General features: G+C 66.9%; 20 protein-coding genes and 1 pseudogene. 11 read left to right on the top strand and 10 right to left on the bottom strand.

All coding sequences use genetic code 11. From position 1 onward, the window contains the following. The first annotated feature begins 63 nt into the window (after positions 1–63). The 9 genes from NC4_RS06450 to NC4_RS06410 all read left to right on the top strand — a co-directional run bounded on the left by NC4_RS06450 (position 64) and on the right by NC4_RS06410 (position 7051). Positions 64–675: a TetR/AcrR family transcriptional regulator gene (locus tag NC4_RS06450; RefSeq protein ID WP_067533699.1), complete on the top strand. Its 612-nt coding sequence runs from the start codon at positions 64–66 to the stop codon at positions 673–675. Between the two features lie 123 nt (positions 676–798). Then, complete coding sequence (locus tag NC4_RS06445) at positions 799–1005, top strand: heavy-metal-associated domain-containing protein (RefSeq protein ID WP_067533696.1); 207 nt, start codon at positions 799–801, stop codon at positions 1003–1005. Then, positions 1006–1911, top strand: coding sequence for a DUF8832 domain-containing protein (locus NC4_RS06440; protein ID WP_067533693.1), 906 nt, complete (start codon positions 1006–1008; stop codon positions 1909–1911). It begins immediately after the preceding gene. A 1-nt stretch (position 1912) separates the two neighbouring features. Continuing rightward, on the top strand, positions 1913–4150 hold the full coding sequence (locus NC4_RS06435) for a heavy metal translocating P-type ATPase (RefSeq protein WP_067533690.1): 2238 nt from the start codon (positions 1913–1915) through the stop codon (positions 4148–4150). Between the two features lie 99 nt (positions 4151–4249). Then, positions 4250–4570 (top strand): hypothetical protein, encoded by a 321-nt coding sequence (locus tag NC4_RS06430; protein ID WP_067533686.1) that lies wholly within the window; start codon positions 4250–4252, stop codon positions 4568–4570. A 3-nt stretch (positions 4571–4573) separates the two neighbouring features. Next, positions 4574–5605, top strand: a complete 1032-nt coding sequence (locus tag NC4_RS06425; protein WP_067533683.1) for a hypothetical protein — start codon at positions 4574–4576, stop codon at positions 5603–5605. Further along, positions 5602–6069, top strand: a complete 468-nt coding sequence (locus NC4_RS41465) for a hypothetical protein (protein ID WP_218020922.1) — start codon at positions 5602–5604, stop codon at positions 6067–6069. The genes NC4_RS06425 and NC4_RS41465 overlap by 4 nt, the downstream gene beginning before the upstream one ends. Positions 6070–6170: 101 nt before the next feature. Further along, positions 6171–6536: a hypothetical protein gene (locus tag NC4_RS06415; RefSeq protein ID WP_157554326.1), complete on the top strand. Its 366-nt coding sequence runs from the start codon at positions 6171–6173 to the stop codon at positions 6534–6536. Beyond that, on the top strand, positions 6533–7051 hold the full coding sequence (locus NC4_RS06410; RefSeq protein WP_067533675.1) for an LpqN/LpqT family lipoprotein: 519 nt from the start codon (positions 6533–6535) through the stop codon (positions 7049–7051). Before NC4_RS06415 ends, NC4_RS06410 begins: the two co-directional genes overlap by 4 nt. A 51-nt stretch (positions 7052–7102) precedes the next feature. On the opposite strand, the gene rsmA is transcribed toward NC4_RS06410, so the two are convergent. The 5 genes from rsmA to NC4_RS06390 all read right to left on the bottom strand — a co-directional run bounded on the left by rsmA (position 7103) and on the right by NC4_RS06390 (position 11765). Beyond that, the gene (rsmA, locus tag NC4_RS06405) at positions 7103–7984 is read right to left on the bottom strand and encodes a 16S rRNA (adenine(1518)-N(6)/adenine(1519)-N(6))-dimethyltransferase RsmA (protein ID WP_067533672.1); all 882 of its coding nucleotides are present in this window, start codon (positions 7982–7984) and stop codon (positions 7103–7105) included. A 28-nt stretch (positions 7985–8012) separates the two neighbouring features. After that, positions 8013–8147: a DUF8730 family Cys-rich protein gene (locus tag NC4_RS43840; protein ID WP_281186227.1), complete on the bottom strand. Its 135-nt coding sequence runs from the start codon at positions 8145–8147 to the stop codon at positions 8013–8015. Positions 8148–8159: 12 nt separating this feature from the next. Continuing rightward, the gene (locus NC4_RS06400; RefSeq protein ID WP_067533669.1) at positions 8160–9320 is read right to left on the bottom strand and encodes a lipase family protein; all 1161 of its coding nucleotides are present in this window, start codon (positions 9318–9320) and stop codon (positions 8160–8162) included. 27 nt (positions 9321–9347) lie between these two features. Beyond that, positions 9348–10523, bottom strand: a complete 1176-nt coding sequence (locus NC4_RS06395) for a lipase family protein (RefSeq protein ID WP_067533666.1) — start codon at positions 10521–10523, stop codon at positions 9348–9350. 84 nt (positions 10524–10607) lie between these two features. Then, the gene (locus NC4_RS06390) at positions 10608–11765 is read right to left on the bottom strand and encodes an alpha/beta fold hydrolase (RefSeq protein ID WP_067533663.1); all 1158 of its coding nucleotides are present in this window, start codon (positions 11763–11765) and stop codon (positions 10608–10610) included. A 236-nt stretch (positions 11766–12001) separates the two neighbouring features. On the opposite strand from NC4_RS06390, the gene NC4_RS06385 reads away from it, so the two are divergent. Further along, positions 12002–12766 (top strand): SDR family NAD(P)-dependent oxidoreductase, encoded by a 765-nt coding sequence (locus NC4_RS06385; protein WP_067533896.1) that lies wholly within the window; start codon positions 12002–12004, stop codon positions 12764–12766. 1 nt (position 12767) lies between these two features. Here the strand turns inward: NC4_RS06385 and NC4_RS06380 are convergent, their stop codons facing one another. Together NC4_RS06380 and NC4_RS06375 are read right to left on the bottom strand one after the other, a co-directional pair. Further along, a complete protein-coding gene (locus NC4_RS06380; RefSeq protein ID WP_067533893.1) occupies positions 12768–13895 on the bottom strand; it encodes a resuscitation-promoting factor in 1128 nt (375 codons plus the stop codon). A gap of 232 nt (positions 13896–14127) precedes the next feature. Further along, the gene (locus tag NC4_RS06375; RefSeq protein ID WP_067533661.1) at positions 14128–14955 is read right to left on the bottom strand and encodes a TatD family hydrolase; all 828 of its coding nucleotides are present in this window, start codon (positions 14953–14955) and stop codon (positions 14128–14130) included. A 66-nt stretch (positions 14956–15021) separates the two neighbouring features. On the opposite strand from NC4_RS06375, the gene metG reads away from it, so the two are divergent. Then, entirely contained in the window at positions 15022–16593 is a 1572-nt protein-coding gene (gene metG, locus NC4_RS06370) for a methionine--tRNA ligase (protein WP_067533658.1), read from the top strand. A gap of 190 nt (positions 16594–16783) precedes the next feature. Here the strand turns inward: metG and NC4_RS06365 are convergent. The 3 genes and pseudogenes from NC4_RS06365 to NC4_RS06355 form a co-directional block, all read right to left on the bottom strand. Further along, a pseudogene (locus NC4_RS06365) lies at positions 16784–17158 on the bottom strand (MmyB family transcriptional regulator); the annotation flags it as partial. Positions 17159–17179: 21 nt separating this feature from the next. Then, positions 17180–17593: a helix-turn-helix domain-containing protein gene (locus tag NC4_RS06360; RefSeq protein ID WP_067533652.1), complete on the bottom strand. Its 414-nt coding sequence runs from the start codon at positions 17591–17593 to the stop codon at positions 17180–17182. A gap of 4 nt (positions 17594–17597) precedes the next feature. Next, positions 17598–18524 carry an SMP-30/gluconolactonase/LRE family protein gene (locus NC4_RS06355; RefSeq protein ID WP_245721519.1) on the bottom strand — a complete coding sequence of 309 codons (927 nt, stop codon included), beginning with the start codon at positions 18522–18524 and terminating at the stop codon, positions 17598–17600. Between the last annotated feature and the right edge of the window lie 209 nt (positions 18525–18733).

The following is an 18733-nucleotide window of genomic DNA, read 5'->3' as shown; positions in this document are numbered from 1 at the left end:
TCTAGTGATCGTTACAGAAAGGACCGTAGCACATTATTTAGCGAGCACTATAAAATTTCAGGTATGGCCACTCCCACCCGCGGGCGACCGCGCTCCTTCGATCGAGATGCCGCGCTGGACAAGGCATTACGACTGTTCTGGCGCAAGGGGTACGAGGCGACCTCGATCAGCGACCTCACCGGGGAGCTGGGCATCGGGGCGCCCAGCCTCTATGCCGCGTTCGGGGACAAGAAGACGTTGTTCGACGAGATCATCGATGTCTACGGCGGTCGCTACGGCGGATTCGCCATGCGCGCGCTGGCCGAGGAGCCGACCGGTATCGCGGCCATCGAGCGCACCCTGCGCGAGGCGGCCGTCGAGTACACCCAGCCCGGTCAGCCCAATGGCTGCATGATCATCAGCGCCGGGCTCAACACCACGAACGCCGAGGTGGCGACGCGACTCGAGGAGATGCGCAATAGCAATGTCGCCGCCATGGAGGCGGCGCTGCGGGCCGATATCGCGGCGGGCGCGCTGCCCGCCGACACCGACGCCCGGATCCTGGCGCGGTTCGCGGCCTCGATCATGCAGGGCATGTCACAATCCGCCCGCGACGGGGCGAGCCGCGAAGACCTGGAGCGAGTCGCTGAGCTGGCACTTCGGGCCCTGCCGCGACCGAACGGTGGCCGCGACTGAGTTGATCCGGCTCACGACGGGGGAATTCCTCCGGCGAACCCCTTGCGTCAGGTACCCATGAGGGGTATTTTTCTAGGCGTCTGGGATACCCCCACACCGTATTAACCGCGAGAAGGAGTCGACATGGCCACCAGCACCTACACCGTCACCGGAATGACCTGCGGCCACTGCGTCGGGTCGGTCAAGAAGGAGATCGGCAAGATCGATGGCGTCACCAGCGTCGACGTGGACCTCGCCACCGGGCTGGTCAAGGTCGAGTCCAGCGCCCCACTCGCCGATGCCGATGTGACCGCCGCCGTGGACGAAGCGGGATACCAGGTGGCGGTCTAAATGAACGATCGACTGAGGTTCGCCGCCTTCGGCGGCGGACTGGTCGTACTGTTCGGGGCCGCGCTCGGAATCGGTGCCCTGGTGGGCGATCCGACCGAGCCGGCCGCGAACACTGCCACCGAACACAGCGAGCACGCCGCGGCCGAAGCGGCGCCCGGGCTGCTGGACAGCGAGTCCGGCTACGCCCTCGGGACCATCACCGCCCCCACGGCCGCGAATCAGCAAGGCGCGCTTCGGTTCCAGATCCAGAAACCGCAGGGCGCGGTCACGAAGTACAACACGCTGCACGACAAGAACCTGCACCTGATCGTGGTGCGTTCGGATGCGAGCCAGTTCCGGCACGTGCATCCCGAACTCGCCGCGGACGGCACCTGGTCCATCGACTGGAAGTGGGCCGAGCCCGGCAACTACCGGGTCTTCGCCGACTTCTCCCCCGCGGGCGGTCCGGGTGAACTCACCCTGAGCCGGATCGTCTCCGTGCCGGGACCGGTTGCGGACAAACCGCTTCCGGCGCCGTCCAAGACCGCCGAGGTGGACGGCTACCAGGTCACCCTGACCGGCGATCTGACCAAGGCGGGCAGCGAACTGAAGTTCACCGTCACCCGCGACGGCAAGCCGGTCACCGACCTACAGCCCTACCTGGGTGCGTACGCGCACCTCGTGGCGCTGCGGGCCAGCGATCTCGCCTACCTGCACGTGCACCCGGAAGGCGAAGTCGGCAAGACACCGCCCGGACCGGACGTCGCCTTCCACGCGGAGGTGCCGAGCGACGGCAAATACCGCCTGTACCTGGACTTCCAGCACGGCGGCAAGGTGCACACCGCGGAATTCACCAATGAGACGACAACTGCCGCACCGGCATCCAGCGCGCCGGGCGGACACGGAGAGCACGGAGGAGGTCACTGAGATGAGCGCACCAGCCCCGGAGCGGTCGATCGAACTCGAAATCGGTGGCATGACCTGCGCCTCCTGCGCGTCCCGAATCGAGAAGAAGCTCAACCGGATCGACGGTGTGACCGCCACCGTCAACTACGCCACCGAGAAGGCGAAGGTCAGCTTCCCGGAATCGGTGACGCCCGACGAGTTGATCGCCAAGGTCGTCGACACCGGGTACACCGCCAGCGTGCACCACACCGAACCGGTGAAAACCGAGTCGGCCGAGGATGATTCGGCGCCGACCGCGACCCGGCAGCTGCGGCACCGGCTGCTGGTGAGCCTGGCGCTGGCCATTCCGGTGGTCGCCATGGCCATGATTCCGGCGCTGCAGTTCGATAACTGGCAGTGGCTGTCGCTGACCCTCACCGCACCCATCGTGGTGTGGGGCGGTGCGCAGTTCCACCGCGCCGCCTGGGTCAATGCCAAGCACGGCGCGGCCACCATGGACACGCTCATCTCACTCGGCACGATCGCCGCCTTCGGCTGGTCGGTCTACGCGCTGTTCTTCGGCGATGCCGGTCATCCCGGTATGAAACACCCCTTCAGCCTTGCCATTACGCGTGGCGACTCGTCCTCCGCCCTGTACTTCGAGGTGGCGGCGGTCCTGATCACGGCCATTCTGGCGGGCCGCTACTTCGAGACGCGGTCCAAGGAGAAGGCCGGGTCCGCGCTGCGGGCGCTGCTGGAAATGGGCGCGAAGGATGTCGCCGTGCTGCGCGGCGGCGTCGAAACCCGCATCCCCGTGGGCGATCTGCGGGTCGGCGAGGAGTTCCTCGTTCGCCCCGGCGAGAAGATCGCCACCGATGGTGTTGTGGTGAGCGGTAATTCGGCCGTCGACATGAGCATGCTCACCGGTGAATCCGTCCCCGTCGAGGTAGGTCCGGACGATCAGGTGGTCGGTGCGACCGTCAATGCGGGCGGCCTGCTGACCGTGCGCGCCACCCGCGTCGGCGCGGATACCCAGCTGGCTCAGATGGCCGCGCTCGTCGAGGACGCCCAGAACGGCAAGGCGCCGGTGCAGCGGCTGGCCGATCGGGTGGCGGGTGTGTTCGTTCCCATCGTCATCGCGATCGCCGTTGCGGCCCTGGGCTTCTGGCTCGGCACCGGTGCGGCCGTCTCGACCGCTTTCGGCGCGGCGGTGGCCGTGCTCATCATTGCCTGCCCCTGCGCCCTGGGCTTGGCCACGCCGACCGCCCTTCTGGTCGGCACGGGTCGCGGCGCGCAGCTGGGCGTCCTGATCAAGGGCCCGCAGGTGCTGGAGTCCACCCGGCGCGTCGACACCGTCGTCCTGGACAAGACCGGCACCGTCACCACCGGCAAAATGACTCTCGCCGAAGTGATTCCGGCCGAGGGCGGGGACGCCGACGAGCTGTTGTCGGTGGCCGCCGCCGTCGAGCACGGCTCCGAGCACCCGGTCGCCAAGGCCGTGGTGAACGGCGCCAAGGATCGCGGGCTCGACACCGAGCGGGTGGAGCAGTTCGTCAGCCACGGCGGTAAGGGCGTGCAGGGTCTGGTCGGCGAGCGGGCGGTCGTCATCGGCCGCACCGAACTTCTCGACGACTGGTCGATCCGGCTGCCCGAGGCCCTGGCCGAGGCCAAGACCGCGGCCGAGCAGGCGGGCAAGACCGCCATCGTGGTGGCCTGGGACGGCACCGCGCGCGGTGTGCTGGTGGTCGCCGACGCCATCAAACCGACCAGCGCCCAGGCGATCTCGGAAATGCGCGACCTCGGGCTCACCCCCGTGCTGCTCACCGGCGACAATGCCGCGACGGCGCGCACGGTGGCGGACCAGGTGGGCATCGACGAGGTCATTGCCGAGGTGCTGCCCAGCGACAAGCTGGACGTGGTCAAGAAGCTCCAGGACCAGGGCAAGGTGGTCGCCATGGTCGGCGACGGCGTCAATGACGCGGCGGCGCTCGCCCAGGCCGATCTCGGCCTGGCCATGGGCACCGGCACCGATGTCGCCATCCAGGCGGCGGATTTGACCCTGGTGCGCGACGACCTGCGGGCCGTCCCGACCTCGATCCGCCTGTCCCGGGCCACCCTGCGCACCATCAAGGGCAATCTGTTCTGGGCCTTCGGCTACAACGTGGCAGCCATCCCGCTGGCCGCCGCAGGGCTGCTGAACCCGATGCTCGCCGGTGCCGCCATGGCTCTGTCCAGCGTTTTCGTGGTCAGCAACAGCTTGCGGCTGCGCCGCTTCAAGTAAGTGCCCATAATTTGCTGATCCGTGGGGCGGGTCGGTAGCGTCGGTTCGTCCGGCGGCTTCCGGCCCGCCCCACATTCATGCTTCAGCAAGGGGGCCGATATGGCTTTCCAAGTGAATCCCGAGGGTCTACGCCTGGCGGCGGGCGCCATAGCCCTGCTCCCCAAGGAGATCGACGACGCCCCGAAACTGGGCGCGGAACCGGTAGCCAAAGCCTTGCCCGGCTCCACGGTCGGCGCGGCCCTCGCCGCCGCCGACCCGGCCAGCCGCACCGCCAAGGATGTCCTGAAGGCCCGCTTCAACGAGTTCTCCGCCGTCCTCGCCCACTCCGCCAACGAGTACAAGGGCACCGACCTCGACTCGGCCCAGCGCATCGCCGCACTGGCGGACCTCAACTCCGGCGACCCCCACGCGGAGAAATAGGCCATGCCGACCCCCGCCGAAGTCCGCGCCTGGGATGTCTCCGGCCTCTCCAAGACCGGCGACGCCGCCACCACAATCGCCGACGCCATCCTGAAGGCGTCCGACTCCCAGTACACCGCCATCCACGACGGCCTCGACTGGCAAGGCGAAGCGGGCACCGCCGCCGACGCCAAAGCCGAACGCGAACGCACCCAGATGCGCGCCATCGTCACGGCCTACGACGACTTGGGCGCGACCTGCGTAGGCGCGTTCAACGCCATGGAACACCCCCTGGCCGAAATCAAAACCATCTTCCAGCTCTACGTCACCCCACCCGTCGCCGTCTCCGACGACTGGACCATCACCGGCGTCGAAGACTGGAATTCCGAACAGGGCCTGGAACTCCAACGCCTCTCCGGCCTGCTGTCCACCCTCCTCACCGCCGACGCCACCTGGGGCGCGAAGATCACCGAAGCCGTCGGCGAACTCCACCGCATGGCCCCACCCGAAGCCCTGACGGCCATCACCGCCGAAATCCAGAAGATCAAGAAGCAGGACCCCGACGCCGTCCCCGACGAAATCGCCACCCACCCAACCTTCTCCTGGGCTCCGGACATCCCATCCACCACCGCCAGCACCATCATCGGGACGATGACCGAGGTGCAGCGCATGGGACTGCAGCAAGCAGCCACCGAAGCCGGTGACTCGGGCGTCCTGAAGTGGGTCCAGAACTGGGGAGAGCGCGGCAAGTGGACGAGCGGCATGAGCCGGTTCGGAGTCCTCGGCAATATCGTCGGCACCGTTCCGGCCATCGTCAACGACATCGAGGATGATGGAAACGTCACCAAGGCAATCGTCAGCGAGAGCGCAGGGACGGCCGCAGGAATGGTGGCGGGCGGCGTGATGGGGAGTCTCGCAACGTCGGCTGTGACCGGCATGGCGATCGGCTCGGTGGTTCCCGGCGTCGGAACAGCCGCTGGCCTGGTTGTCGGTACGGTCGTCGGCGGTCTGGTGTCGTGGGGCGGCTCGAAGGCCATCCAGAAATTGTGGTCATGATGACATCGCCGGATCCGGTATTCCCGGAGGTCGAATGGAAGCCCGAGTGGCCGATCCGCAAGACGGTTGCCGGATCGGTCGTCCCGTATCTGTTCCTCGCCGGTGCGACCGCACTGGCGGTCATTGCGGGTTGGATCATGGTCGGCGACGGACTGCGGGCGAACCACGTCTACACAGCGGTCGGCTCATTCGGCTTCCTCGTGCTCGCAGTCGGATTCATCTTTCTGGTCATATCGACAGCCGGACTCTTCCAGGGCGATTCGCGCCGTCACGGAACGCGGTACCGGCGCAGCGGTCCTCACAGTCCGGGAATCGCCAGCCGCACAATGTCACTCGCGCTGCCGCTCATGGTGATTCTGGGGGCGGTGCGGTATACGGGATTTCGTCCTGGCTGGCGTGGAAGCAGGGCACCGGCGGCGACCTGCTTCCGGTTTCGAAGGACAATTCCGGAGGAGCGACCATAGCGCTCGTATTCGGTGTCACCTTGGCACTGTGCTTCGTGTTCTTCATGGTGATGTACACCCGATGGGAGATCGAGCTCTATCCGGACGGCGTCCGGCGCGCCATGATCGCGCCGCTCATCCGAGTCCACAAGGAACATTTCATCGCGTGGGACGACATCGAATCGCTCACTGCGACCACCTGCCGACCATCGGCTCAAGCCGGTGACAAGCCGCTGATCGCAATCGGACTCCGTACGCCGCGTGAGCCGATTCAACACAAGATGTTCGATACACCGGACCGGATCGGGATTCCCGTGTATCTGCTGGCCTGCGAGCCGAATACGCTGCTGGCGATCATGTGGTACCTGAAGGAGCACCCCGCACAGCGGCAGTTGGTGGCACGCCCGGATGCGGCGGTGTGGTTCGCGCCGCCTACGCTGCGTGAGCGCGACCGTCTGTTCCGTGAAGCCGAGGAGGAGATTCCATGACGTCGACCGGTTCGCTGCCGAGTCTTGCCGAGTACCTTGCTACCGCGGGGGGGCAGGTCAGTGCTGTGGAGGCGGGTACGCCTGGGGCGCCGGTGATTTCGATGCCGGTTCCGGAGGGGTGGCAGGAGGTGCCCGCGGCCGCGTTTCCGGGGGCGTACGGGGTGTGGGCTACCGCGCCGGAGGGCGGGTGGGCCGATAATGCGGTGCTGCTGCTGGGGAAGTTGTCGGAGACCGTGAATGCCATCGAGCTGCTGGAGTGCGGGTTCACCGATGCGCGGCGGCTGCCGGAGTGGCGGGATATCGATACCGACAGTGGGGAGTTCGCGGGGTACCCGTCCAGTGCGATTACCGGCACCTACGTGGTGGAGCCGTTGACGCTGTGGGCGTACAACCGGTACATCGTGGTGGGAATCGGGGCCGAGCAGTACCTGGTGCAGCTGACGGTGACCACCAAGGAAGAGCATGACGGCGGGGATGCGGCGGCCATCGTGAATGGGTTGACCATCTCGGCTTGAGAATTCGAAGGGGCCGCCCGGATAGTCCTCCGGGCGGCCCTTTTTCGTGTTCTAGACCTGTTCGGCGAGGCGGACGAAGGCCGCGGTTTCCAGGGTTTCGCCACGGGCGGTGGGTGCGATGCCCGCGGCAACGAGGCGGAGCTCGGCCTCCGCGGGAGAACCGGCCCAGGTGGCGAGGGCGGCGCGTAAGGTCTTGCGGCGCTGGGCGAATGCGGCATCGACGACGGCGAAGACGCGGCGACGGAAGTCGATGTCCTGCGGCCACGGCGATTCCGCGAAGCGGTCGATGCGCACCAGCCCGGACTCGACCTGCGGTACCGGCCAGAAGATTTGGCGGCCAACAGTTCCCGCGCGACGGACGGTGCCGAAGAAGCCCGCCTTCACGCTGGGGACGCCGTAGATGCGGCCGCCGGGTTCGGCGGCCAGCCGGTCGGCGACCTCGAGCTGCACCATGACCAAAGCCGTTCGGATGCTCGGCAATTCGGCCATGAGGTGGAGCAGGACGGGCACCGCCACGTTGTAGGGCAGATTGGCGACCAGCGCGGTGGGCTCGGCGGGGAGATCGGCGCGGGTCACCTTCATGGCATCCATGCCGACCACGCTCAGCCGGTCGGCGAGTTCGGGCGCCCGGTCGCGCACGGTCTCCGGCAGATGCCCGGCCAGGGTCGGATCGATCTCGACGGCGATCACCCGGTCCACCACATCCAGCAGCGCCAGGGTCAGCGAGCCCAGACCCGGCCCGACCTCGAGCACCACATCGTCGCGGCCGACGCCCGCCGTGGTGACGATCCGTCGCATGGTGTTGGCATCGTGGACGAAGTTCTGCCCGAGCTGCTTGGTCGGCCGTACGCCGAATCGCTCGGCCAGCTCGCGCACTTCGGCGGGACCCAGCAGAGCGGCTTTACCTCGACCAGCGATTTCGGTGTCGGACATTCTCCGAAACCTATCAAGGACCGCCGGGTCAGTTGTCTCCGGAGGCGTCGTCGTGGCCCGCGCACCACTGGTCGGCGGGTACCGCGGCCTGGACCTCGGCAATGTGCTCACCGCAGCCGGACCAGGTGATCTTGCCGCAGGTACAACGGACGGGCTGGCACATGGATGCTTCCTCTCAGGACACGGTCGGAGTAGCCAGCATACGGGTGGTGAACTCGTCCATCGCCGCGTACATCTGCGGCGAGAGCTGGACGTGCGCCCCGACGCCGACGACTGTCTCGTAGCTCACACCCGCCGCGGTGAACTGCGCCGCGAGCGCCGCGTGCAGCGGTGAGGGCACCACCATATCGGCGGCATTGAGCAGCAACAGGATCGGCGCGGTGTAGCCGGTGGTGGGAATCCGCATGTACTCGTCGATGGTGGCCCGGAAGGTCGGATCGTCGAGCGTGCGGGACAGCAGTTCCCCGACGGACGCGCCGCCGACCGAGCGGGCGATGTCGTAATAGCACCGGCTCCCGGCCGCATCGACGATCTCGCGACCGCGCGGCGTCAGATACCCGTCGACATCGAGCTCCGGATGCACCGCGCGCAGCCCGGCCAGGATGGTGACCAGCAGCCCCACGGCCTCATCACTGGTCGAAATGGGAATGGCGGGCACGGTGGGCCCGAGGAACGGCACGACCTTCTCGATATCCGAGGCCGGATCGACGGCGATCACACCGCGGAGGTCGAGTTCCGGCGCCACACTCGCCTGCAGGTTCGCCGCGCCCAGCGCCGCGTGTCCGCCCTGCGAGAATCCGGTGACCGCCCAGGTGCGCGAGAGATCCGGCCGGGCCGCCCGCGCGGCCTTGACCATATCGATGGTGGCGGTCGCCTCGGTGCGCAATTCGAGATAGGGATGCGGCCCGGTGTCGAACAGCCCCAGCCCGAGGTAATCCGGTGCGGCGACGGCGAATCCGCGCGATAGCAGGTATCGAATCCGATTGTCGGTGTTCTGACTGCTCACCGGATCCGGACCGCTCATCCCGCCGCAGCCGGGACCCAGTCCGGAGGTGCCGTGGTCGTAGGCCATGATCGGCCAGCCGCCCGCGGGGGCCGGACCGTCCGGCACGAGCAGCGCGCCGCTGGCGCGCACCGGCTCACCAGTGGAGCGGGTCGTCCAGTAGGTCAGCACCGATCCGTTCGGCTGATCGTGAAATCCGGCCGGTTGCGCGGTCGCCGAGATCAGCGTGCCCGGTGCGGCGGCTCGCGCCGGACCGGCGGGCGCCGCCAACAGCGCGCTCGCGAGCATCGCGGCAATGGTCAGATGTCGCGCGAGCGCGCCGGTCGCTGGCATGGGTCCTCTCAGGGGTGCAAAGGCGTTTCAGGGGTGTGTGGGCGTTGCGAGAATTCGATCGGTGAACTCGTCGATGGCCGCCCACATCTGCGGATTCAGCTGAGTGTGCCTACCCGTGCCCGTCACCGTCCGGAAATCTACGCCATTGGCGGCGAACTGCGCCGCCAGCGCGGCATGCAGCGGCGAGGGCACGGTCGTATCGGTTACGTTGACCAGCAACAGAATCGGCGCATCGTAACCGCGCACCGGCACGCCCATGTAGTCGTTGAGCACCGCCGGGAGCGGGCCCTCCGACAGCGGCCGCGACAGCAGATCGCCGATGGAGACGCCCGACATGTCGTCGATGATTCCCGGCAGGCATTGGTCCCCGGCCTGATCCAGCATCTGCCTGCCGCGCTCGCTCAGATAGCTGTCGAGCTGTGCGTGCGGCCGGGCCGCCCGCACCCCGGCCAGAATGCTGACCACGAAGCTGTCGATTCCGGCGCCGGTCGAGCCGGGCAGCTCCGGGAACCACGGGCCCACGAACGGAGCCACCTTCTCGACATCCGAGGCCGGGTCGATGGCGATGGTGCCCCGGAAGTCGAGATCCGGTGCGGCGCTTACCTGGAGGTTGCTCGTGCCCAGCGCCGCCTGCCCGCCCTGCGACACACCGGTCGCCGCCCAGGTACGCGAGAGCCGCGGGTCGGCGGATCGGGCGGCGCGCACGAGATCGATGGTCGAGGTCGCCTCGCTGCGCACCTCCAGATACGGGTGCGGTCCGGTGTCGAAGCGGCCGAGCCCGAGATAGTCGGGCGCGACGACGGCGAAGCCCTTCGAGACGAAGTACTTCATGATGCCGTCCTCGGCGCCCCGCTCGTTCGGATACGGCGCGGAGGCCGGATCGGCCTGGCCGCCGCAGCCCATGCCGAGCCCGGTGGTGCCGTGGTCGTAGGCCATGATCGGCCAGCCGCCCGCGGGGGCGGGACCGTCTGGGATGAACATGGCACCGCTCGCCTTCACGGCCTCGCCATTGGATCGCGTCGTCCAGTATTCGACGACCGAACCGTTCGGAATCCCGTTGTGCCAGCCCGCGGGCTGAGCGGTTGCCGAGATGAGCGCGCCCGGCGCGTCGGCGTGCGCGGCGCCCACCGGCAGCACCGTCAGCGCGCTCATGGTCAGGGCAGACGCAATAAGGCTGCGAGCAACAACGCTGTTCATACGCATACGACCTCCATCAGTCCCACCCCGAAAGCAGTCTTGATCTTCCGGGGAGTCTAACGACAGGTTGGTTTGCTATGGACTTGCCACTCAGGGCGTGACCGGTGTGGACAGCACCCGGGCGGTGAACCGGTCCACGGCCGCCCACATCTGCGGACTCACCTCGGTGTGCTGGCCCGTGCCCACCACCGTCTCGTACGCGACCCCATTGGCGGCGAGCTGCGCGGCCAGCCCCGCGTGCAGCGGTGAGGGCACGGTGATATCGGTGGCATTGAGCAGCAATAGGATCGGCGCGTCGTACCCGGAGGTCGGCAGCGTCATGTACTCGTCGATGACCGCGTGGAAGCGCTCGTCACCGAGCGGGCGGTTCACCATCTCCCCTATCGAGATGTCGCCGACGGCCTTCATCATGTCGCCGAAACACATGGTCGAGGCTCGATCCAGCACCTCGCGGCCGCGCGGGGTGAGATAGCCGTTCAGGTCCAGTTCCGGATGCGTCTCGCGCAGGCCGACCAGCATGCTGACCACGAAACCATTGACGGCCGCACCGTTCTCGCCCGGAATGCCCGGCACGTACGGACCGATGAACGGCATCACCTTCTCCACATCGGAGGCCGGATCGACGGCGATGACGCCCCGGAAATCCAAATCCGGCGCGGTGCTCGCCTGCAAGTGCGCCGCACTCAGCGCCGCGTGCCCGCCCTGCGAGAAGCCGATCACCGACCAGGTGCGCGACAGTCCGGGCCGGGCCGCGCGGGCGGCCTTGACCAGATCGATGGTGGCGCTCGCCTCGCTCCGCACTTCGAGGTACGGGTGCGGCCCGGTATCGAAGCGGCCGAGCCCGAGATAGTCGGGCGCGACGACCGCGAAGCCCTGGTCGACGAACTTCCGCAGCATGGCGGCTTCCGGACCGCGGTTGATGCGCGTGATGTCGGTCTGCCCGCCGCAGCCCATGCCCAGCCCGGAGGTGCCGTGGTTGTAGGCCATGATCGGCCAGCCGCCCGCCGGAGCCGGACCGTCCGGCAGATAGAGCGCCCCGCTCGCCTGCACCGGCTCGCCATTGGAGCGGGTGGTCCAGTAGTCGATGATGTAGGCATTGGGAATGCCCCGGAGTTCACCCTGCGCGGCCGCCTCGATCACCGCACCCGCCGGAGCCGCCTGAGCCGGAGCGCCCGGAAGGAGCAGTACAGCCCCCGTCATCGCCACAGCCGCGGTGAAAATCCGCGTGCGCCAATCGAACAACCGCATGAATCCTCCATCAGATCCCCGACCCACAGACAATTTGTGTGCCGGGCCGAGTTTACGTAACTGATCGATTGCCCAGTTTGAGAATTCTCTGGCAACTCGATCCGGCACGCCCCCAGGGGCTCGGGGGCGGAGCCCCCAAATGCTGCTGGGGGTTCGGGGGCGAAGCCCCTGAGAGCCCCCGAGAGTTGGGCATTGTCATTGACGCGCGCTGGAACTTGTTCTAATTTCTCGCCATGTTGCGCAGATACGACGGACGTCGAGTACTAGTCACGGGAGCCGGTTCCGGCATCGGCCAGGGGGTGGCCCTGCGCCTCCTCGAGGAAGGGGCGAAGCTGGTCGCCGCCGATATCAACGAGCAGGGTCTGGCGGCCACCATCGAAGGCGTCCCCGCCGATCAGCGCGACCGGCTGCACACCATCCGCCTCGATATCGCCGATCCGGAATCCGTCCGCGCCGCCGCCACCGAAGCCCTCGAATTCCTCGGCGGCCTGGACGTTCTCGTCAACGGCGCGGGCATCATGCGCGCGGGCCACACCCACGAGCTGCCCCTCGAAACCTGGAATCAGGTCATCTCGGTGAACCTCACCGGCACCTTCCTCATGTGCCAGGCGGCCCTGCCCGCACTGGTCGACTCCGGCCGCGGCGTCATCGTGAACTTCTCCTCCACAGCGGCTTTCGGCGCCAATCCCTATATGCCCGCCTACGCCGCGTCGAAGGCGGGCGTCAACGCCCTCACCCACACGCTCGCGCTGGAATACGTGAACAAGGGTCTGCGCGCGGTGAATATCGTCCCGGGCGGCATCAGCACCGGACTCGTCGCGGGCCTGTCCCTGCCCGCCGACGCCGACTGGAAACTCCTCGCCCGGCTGCCCGGCTGGCTCGAGGGCGGCAAACTCGGCAAGCCCGAGGACATCGCGGGCGTCGTGGCCATGGCGGCCTCCGATGACGGCCGCTATATGACCGGCACCGAACTCCGCGTCGACGGCGGAGCGCTCATGTAGATCAGCTCAGGCCCAAACGGGACGTGCAGGCGGGCCAGGCTCCCCAACCCTGGCGAGCGCGGGTCACTTCGGCAATGGCGATCTGCTCCTCGCGGGTGGCCAGATCGGCACGCGGCGCGTATCGCAGTCCGCCCTGACGCGCCCAGGTGCTCTCGTCGAATTGGATGCCGCCGTAATAGCCGTTGCCGGTATTGATGGCCCAGTTGCCGCCGGACTCGCACTTGGCGAGCGCATCCCAGATGGCTCCGTCCTGGACCTCGGGCACTTCGGTGCCCGGCTTGGCGCCCTTGCGCACGGTCTTGGGCATGGCCGGGGTGATCACCGAGGAGGTGATCGGATCCTTGCCCGCCTCATGCCCGTTCACGATGGAGACGGCGAAGGTGACGTCGTGGACGCCGGGCACGCCCGGGTTCTCCACAATGGTGCGGCTCATATTGAGCGTCGGATCCTCGATGACGTTCTCCGGCGGATCCAGGGGTAGTCGCTCGACGCGCTGCTCGACGACCTTGCGGGTCACCGTGATCTTCATGCCGTCGGTGAGCGGAGTGTCGGCGGTGGGCACCACCGAATCCTGATTGGCCAGCGGAACGCCCTGCACCTCCAGCAGCTGACCGACGGTCGGCGCGGCCAGGCGCACCAGGCCGAGCGGGCCGCCCATATCGGAGAGCTCGACGGTGCGCGGATTCGTGATGAGCATGGCCGCGCCCTCGAGAGGCAGCGGGCTCGGGCGCGAGGGCGAGGTCCACACATCGTGCGGCAGGCCCAGTTTGACGACGGCCTCGGCCACGGTGAGCGCGGTGGTCCACGCCTTGGACGGTTTGCCGTCCACGATGAGCGAGACCTCACGGGCCCGGTTCAGCGTGATGGTGGCGCCGTCGCCCACGCGCTCACCCGCGGACGGGGAGACGTCGTCGCGATCGGACAGCGCGTAGCCCGCGTCCTTGAGCACACCGCGCACATCGCCGAACATGGTGTTCTGCGTGAGCTTCTGGCCGTCGACGACCACCGTGACGTTCTTCTTGTTCACGATGGCCAGTCCCGCGCCGACGATCAGCGTGACCAGCATCGCCGCGATGGCGCCGTACAGCAGCGGCGAGCGCGACGAGTTGATCTTCGCAAGAGCGTTCATCGGAAATCCCGGCATGATCACAGTACGATAACGAGAGGGTCATGGATTGACAACCGATACGCGCCGAACTGCGGATACGAAAATCACGAGGCGATATCGAACCGCAGGTTAATCACGATCGCACTGGATCATAGTGAGACGGGACACATTCGCCAACCCGGGGGGTTGGTTCGAAATGTGAACAATGGTGCGGTAGTTGGCGCGTCACGCAATGGGAGACAATGCGCGGCAATCAGATTCCGTACACGCGCCTGGCATTCGCGGTAGTGATCTTGGCCAGTGCCGCGGGTTCTTGTTCACGCAGTTCCGCCAGCGCACGCAACGTGTACGGAAGCATGTAGGACTCATTGGGCGCACCCCGGAACGGATGCGGGGTCAGGAACGGCGCGTCCGTTTCGACCAGAATCAGCTCATCCGGAACGAGTTTCGCCGCTTCCCGCAATTCATGAGCATTCTTGAAACTGACCGTTCCGGAGAAACTCAGCACATAGCCCTGATCCACGCAGGCCATGGCCATGTTGGCGTCCGAGGAGAAGCAGTGGAAGATCACCGTTTCCGGCGCGCCCTCGTCCAGCAGCACGGTCAGCAGATCGTGATCGGCCTCACGGTTGTGGATCATGAGCGGTTTGCCGAGCCGTTTGGCCAGGTCGATATGCCAGCGGAAACCCTCGATCTGGGTCTCGATATCGGCGCATCCGTCCAGCTTTCCGGGCCAGTAGTAATCGAGGCCCGTCTCACCCACCGCGACCACGAGCGGATCCGCCGCCAGCTCCTCCAGCTCCGCCTTGGCGGCGTCGTCGAGAGCATTGGCGCGGGTCGGATGCAGCGCGACCGCCGCGTACACCCGGAAATCCCAGTTGGCGGCCCGCACCGCGAAGCGGGCGGCGGCCAGATCGTCGGCCACGGTCACCACCTCGCGCACGCCCACGCGCGAGGCCCGGTCCACAATGGCCGCAACCGATTCCGCGTCGGTGGCCCCGCACGCGTCCAGATGGGTGTGCGCGTCCACCAGCGGGGCCAGCGGCTCCGGCGGTGCGGGAGCGGGTCGGCGGCTACTCATGGGCGATACCTGGCACGGAGATATTCACGCGAGCGTGTAGAGGCACGCAGATAGAGTAGACACACCATGAGCGCATCCGACCGCCCCGCCTTTTACATCACCACGGCCATCGCGTACCCGAACGGTGCGCCGCATATCGGACATGCTTACGAGTACATCTCGTCCGATGCCCTGGCCCGCTTCAAGCGGCTCGACGGGTTCGACGTGTTCTATATGACGGGCACCGATGAGCACGGCCAGAAGGTGCAGCAGGCCGCCAAGGCCGCGGGCGTGCCCGAGCAGGAGTACGCCTCCCGCAATTCGGATGTGTTCGAGCGCATGGACAAGGCCCTCGACGTCTCCTTCGACCGGTTCATTCGCACCACCGACGAGGATCACCGGGCGGCATCGGTCGCCATCTGGGAGATGATGGCGGCCAACGACGACATCTACCTCGACACCTACGCCGGGTGGTACTCGGTGCGCGACGAGGCCTTCTACACCGAGGAGGAGACCACCCTCCTCGAGGACGGCACCCGCATCTCCACCGACACCAAGACCCCGGTGGAGTGGACCGAGGAGTCGAACTACTTCTTCCGGCTGTCGAAGTATCAGGACAAGCTGCTCGAGCTGTACGAGACGCATCCGGAATTCATCGCGCCCAGCACGCGGCGCAATGAGATCGTCTCGTATGTGAAGGCCGGGCTGAAGGATCTGTCCATCTCCCGCACCACCTTCGACTGGGGCGTTCCGGTGCCCGGCGATCCGGCGCACGTCATGTACGTCTGGGTGGACGCGCTCACCAACTATCTGACCGGCGCAGGCTTCCCGAATGTGGATTCGGCCGCGTTCGGGAAGTATTGGCCCGCCGATCTGCACATCATCGGCAAGGACATCACGCGCTTCCACACCGTGTACTGGCCCGCCTTCCTGATGAGCGCGGGCATCGCCCTGCCCAAGCGCGTGTTCGTGCACGGCTTCCTCTACAACAAGGGCGAGAAGATGTCGAAGTCGGTCGGCAATGTGGTCGACCCCACCGACCTCGTCGACACCTACGGCCTCGACGCCGTGCGCTTCTTCCTGCTCCGCGAGATCTCCTACGGCCAGGACGGCTCCTACAGCCACGAGGGCATTGTCGGCCGCATCAATACCGACCTCGCCAATGAATACGGCAACCTCGCCCAGCGCTGCCTGAAGATGGTGGCCCGCGACTTCGGCAGCGTCGTCCCCACCCCCGGCGAATTCACCCCTGAGGACCGCGAACTCCTGGATCGCGCCAACGGCCTGCTGGAGAAGGTCCGCGCCGAATTCGACCAGCAGCTCATCCACCTCGGCCTGGAACAGCTGTGGCTCACCCTCGGCGAGACCAACCGCTACTTCTCGGCCCAGGCTCCCTGGACCCTCGCCAAGTCCGGCACACCCGAAGACGTGGCCCGCGAGGCCACCGTCCTCTACGTGACCATGGAAGTCCTGCGCATCGTCACGCTGCTGGTCCAGCCGGTGATTCCGGGTTCCGCAGGCAAGATCCTGGACCTGCTCGGCCAGACCGGCCGCACCTTCGCCGATATCGCGACGCCGCTCCAGCCGGGCACCGCCCTGCCGGAACCTGAAGTGGTCTTCCCGAAGTACGTGGAGCCCAAGGCAACCGCCGCGAAGTGACCCCGGTGGGTGCTGCACGGCCGTTTCCGGTCGTGCAGCACCGTAAGTCCACACGCGACGGTGAGTGTGGGCGCGGGGACGAGGGGCTACATCGCTTTACCGGAAGGGACAGCACCTGCGCGCTGGAGATTCCCCTCCAAAATCCACCGCATCCTCGCTGGAGAAGCATCCAATCCGGGTGCAGAAGGGGTCAACTCGCGGCGGTGACACTATTTGTGTCACCACGTCGCGGTGTCAGCGTGAACAGCTGGTAGTTGCAGTTGTTCGGATGGATGGAGTTGTAGGAGCGCATGGTGAAGTGGTGTAGTGCGCCTGTTTGTGGATCCCGCACCGTTGCCAGCGAGTTGTTGTAGACGTCCTCGGCCATGTCGGTGCGCCATAGGCGCTCGAAATCCGGGTTCGCACGGCATGTTTCGATGATCTGGGCGAGCCGTTCGGGCGCTACCACCCCGGGCGAGTTCAACCGCAGGATGAACAACAGCCGGTGCACGATCTCCTCCCAGTTGCCGAGCACCTGGCGGGCCAGCGGTTCGGTCATCATCTGTTCGATGACGTTCGCCGGGCGGTCCGCGTCCGCTGCGGCCGGTTACAGCCAGGGGATCATCTCCCGGGCCACACTATTGGCGGCCAGGATCTCGTATTCGGGGAAGCGGTGGAAGTAGGCGGGGAAGGGGAAGCACTCGATATGGTCCAGATCCTCCTGGCTCAACCGCGGCGGCCAGACCCCGACCGCCAGCGAGGACAGCTTCGGCACCGCCAGCGACACCATCTTGTGCAGCATCCACACCGGTGCGTTGACCACCGCGCACCAGTCCTCGAGCCGGTCCACCGTGACCGGCCGCTCGCCGCTCTCCAGCTTCCGGTACAGCGACACGCTCACGAACATCCCGCGCGCCACTTCCTCCTGCGTCATCCCCAGACTTTCCCGCCGATACCGCATGTACATGCCGAGCAGCGGTTGATCGGGCAGCAGTTCCGTGGGCTCGAAAGGATCGGTCACGCGTCTACGGTGTCAGACGGGTGACGGTGCCCAGAAAGCTGGTGACGTAGGCCGAGTTCGGGTCCCAACCCGGGCCCTGGCCGAAGCGGACCGAGGTGGCGAAGGGGAGGCCGTCGGCAATGGTGCAGTGGCGGCCGGTGTCGGGGTCTACGCGAACGATCTGGCCCGCCACATTGAGGGCGACGTAGACGGCTCCGTCGGGGCCGACTGTGAGGTCGTCGGCGGAGTTGAGGGGGCCGAAGCCGGGGAGGGTGATGCGGGCGGGGGCGGCGGAGGGGGCGTCCGCGTCGACGGCAGCGATCGTCGTTGTGGCGTCGAAAGTGGTTGACACGAACAACTTTCGGCGGGCCGGATCGTAGGCCAGGCCGTTGGTGAAGGTGAGTTCCGGAGCGAGAGCGTGAGCGCCGGTGCCGTCGGAGGCCACTCGGGTGAGGGCGGTGGTCGCGCCGATATCGCGGCTGACCACGAAGCCGCCGTCGGGGAGTTGGGCCAGGCCGTTGGGCATGCTGAGGCCGGTGGCGGCAGTGGCGGTCGCGCCGGTGGCGAGGTCGACGGCGAGGATGGAGCCGTCGGTCGCGCCGGTCAGGCCGCTGCGCATGGTGTTGCCGGAATTGACGTAGGCGGTATTGCCGGAAACGACTATGCCGCGGGGGGATTCGATGGCGGCGAGGGTGGTTCGGGAGCCGTCGGAGGTGAGGCGTTGCAGGGCGCCGCCGGTGCCGCTGAGGGACAGTTCGGACAGGAGCAGGCCGCCGCGGCCGTCGAAGGCCAGGTTCTCCAGGGTGCCCGATGGTGGACTTGGCCCAGACGCCGCACGCGGCGACTTCCGGTGTAGCGCCGGAGGTTCCCGGTGCGATGAGTGTGGCCAGGACGCCGAGTTGAGTGGCGGCGAGGCTGCGGGCGAGGACCTTCCGAATGCGCATCGGGTCAACCTAACCGGTCGTGACCAGCGAAATCTACTGTCGCTCAGACAGTTTCAAATGAAAGTATCAGTGCACGGGTCGTAACAGCATTACATCCCAGCTCAGCGGGTGAACTCCCTCACAGTGATCGATCACAAAATGAGGCCCTCACCGGCCGAAACCCATGTCGGCGAACTTGCCTCAGACAATCTGCCGCCATTGGCCCGGTCGCATGCAT

Source organism: Nocardia crassostreae (genome assembly GCF_001613405.1).
In the GTDB taxonomy this organism is placed as follows: domain Bacteria; phylum Actinomycetota; class Actinomycetes; order Mycobacteriales; family Mycobacteriaceae; genus Nocardia; species Nocardia crassostreae.
This window is presented reverse-complemented; position numbering and strand designations above follow the sequence as displayed.

Coding starts and splice junctions, on each gene's coding strand:
- NC4_RS06400 (WP_067533669.1), bottom strand. CDS start 9,320: ATGCCAGCGACCGGCGCGCTCGCGCGACATCTGACCATTGCCGCGATG.
- NC4_RS06390 (WP_067533663.1), bottom strand. CDS start 11,765: ATGCGGTTGTTCGATTGGCGCACGCGGATTTTCACCGCGGCTGTGGCG.
- NC4_RS06435 (WP_067533690.1), top strand. CDS start 1,913: ATGAGCGCACCAGCCCCGGAGCGGTCGATCGAACTCGAAATCGGTGGC.
- NC4_RS06440 (WP_067533693.1), top strand. CDS start 1,006: ATGAACGATCGACTGAGGTTCGCCGCCTTCGGCGGCGGACTGGTCGTA.
- NC4_RS43840 (WP_281186227.1), bottom strand. CDS start 8,147: ATGTGCCAGCCCGTCCGTTGTACCTGCGGCAAGATCACCTGGTCCGGC.
- NC4_RS06450 (WP_067533699.1), top strand. CDS start 64: ATGGCCACTCCCACCCGCGGGCGACCGCGCTCCTTCGATCGAGATGCC.
- metG (WP_067533658.1), top strand. CDS start 15,022: ATGAGCGCATCCGACCGCCCCGCCTTTTACATCACCACGGCCATCGCG.
- NC4_RS06375 (WP_067533661.1), bottom strand. CDS start 14,955: ATGAGTAGCCGCCGACCCGCTCCCGCACCGCCGGAGCCGCTGGCCCCG.
- NC4_RS06380 (WP_067533893.1), bottom strand. CDS start 13,895: ATGAACGCTCTTGCGAAGATCAACTCGTCGCGCTCGCCGCTGCTGTAC.
- NC4_RS06425 (WP_067533683.1), top strand. CDS start 4,574: ATGCCGACCCCCGCCGAAGTCCGCGCCTGGGATGTCTCCGGCCTCTCC.
- NC4_RS06395 (WP_067533666.1), bottom strand. CDS start 10,523: ATGCGTATGAACAGCGTTGTTGCTCGCAGCCTTATTGCGTCTGCCCTG.
- NC4_RS41465 (WP_218020922.1), top strand. CDS start 5,602: ATGATGACATCGCCGGATCCGGTATTCCCGGAGGTCGAATGGAAGCCC.
- NC4_RS06430 (WP_067533686.1), top strand. CDS start 4,250: ATGGCTTTCCAAGTGAATCCCGAGGGTCTACGCCTGGCGGCGGGCGCC.
- NC4_RS06410 (WP_067533675.1), top strand. CDS start 6,533: ATGACGTCGACCGGTTCGCTGCCGAGTCTTGCCGAGTACCTTGCTACC.
- NC4_RS06415 (WP_157554326.1), top strand. CDS start 6,171: ATGATCGCGCCGCTCATCCGAGTCCACAAGGAACATTTCATCGCGTGG.
- NC4_RS06445 (WP_067533696.1), top strand. CDS start 799: ATGGCCACCAGCACCTACACCGTCACCGGAATGACCTGCGGCCACTGC.
- rsmA (WP_067533672.1), bottom strand. CDS start 7,984: ATGTCCGACACCGAAATCGCTGGTCGAGGTAAAGCCGCTCTGCTGGGT.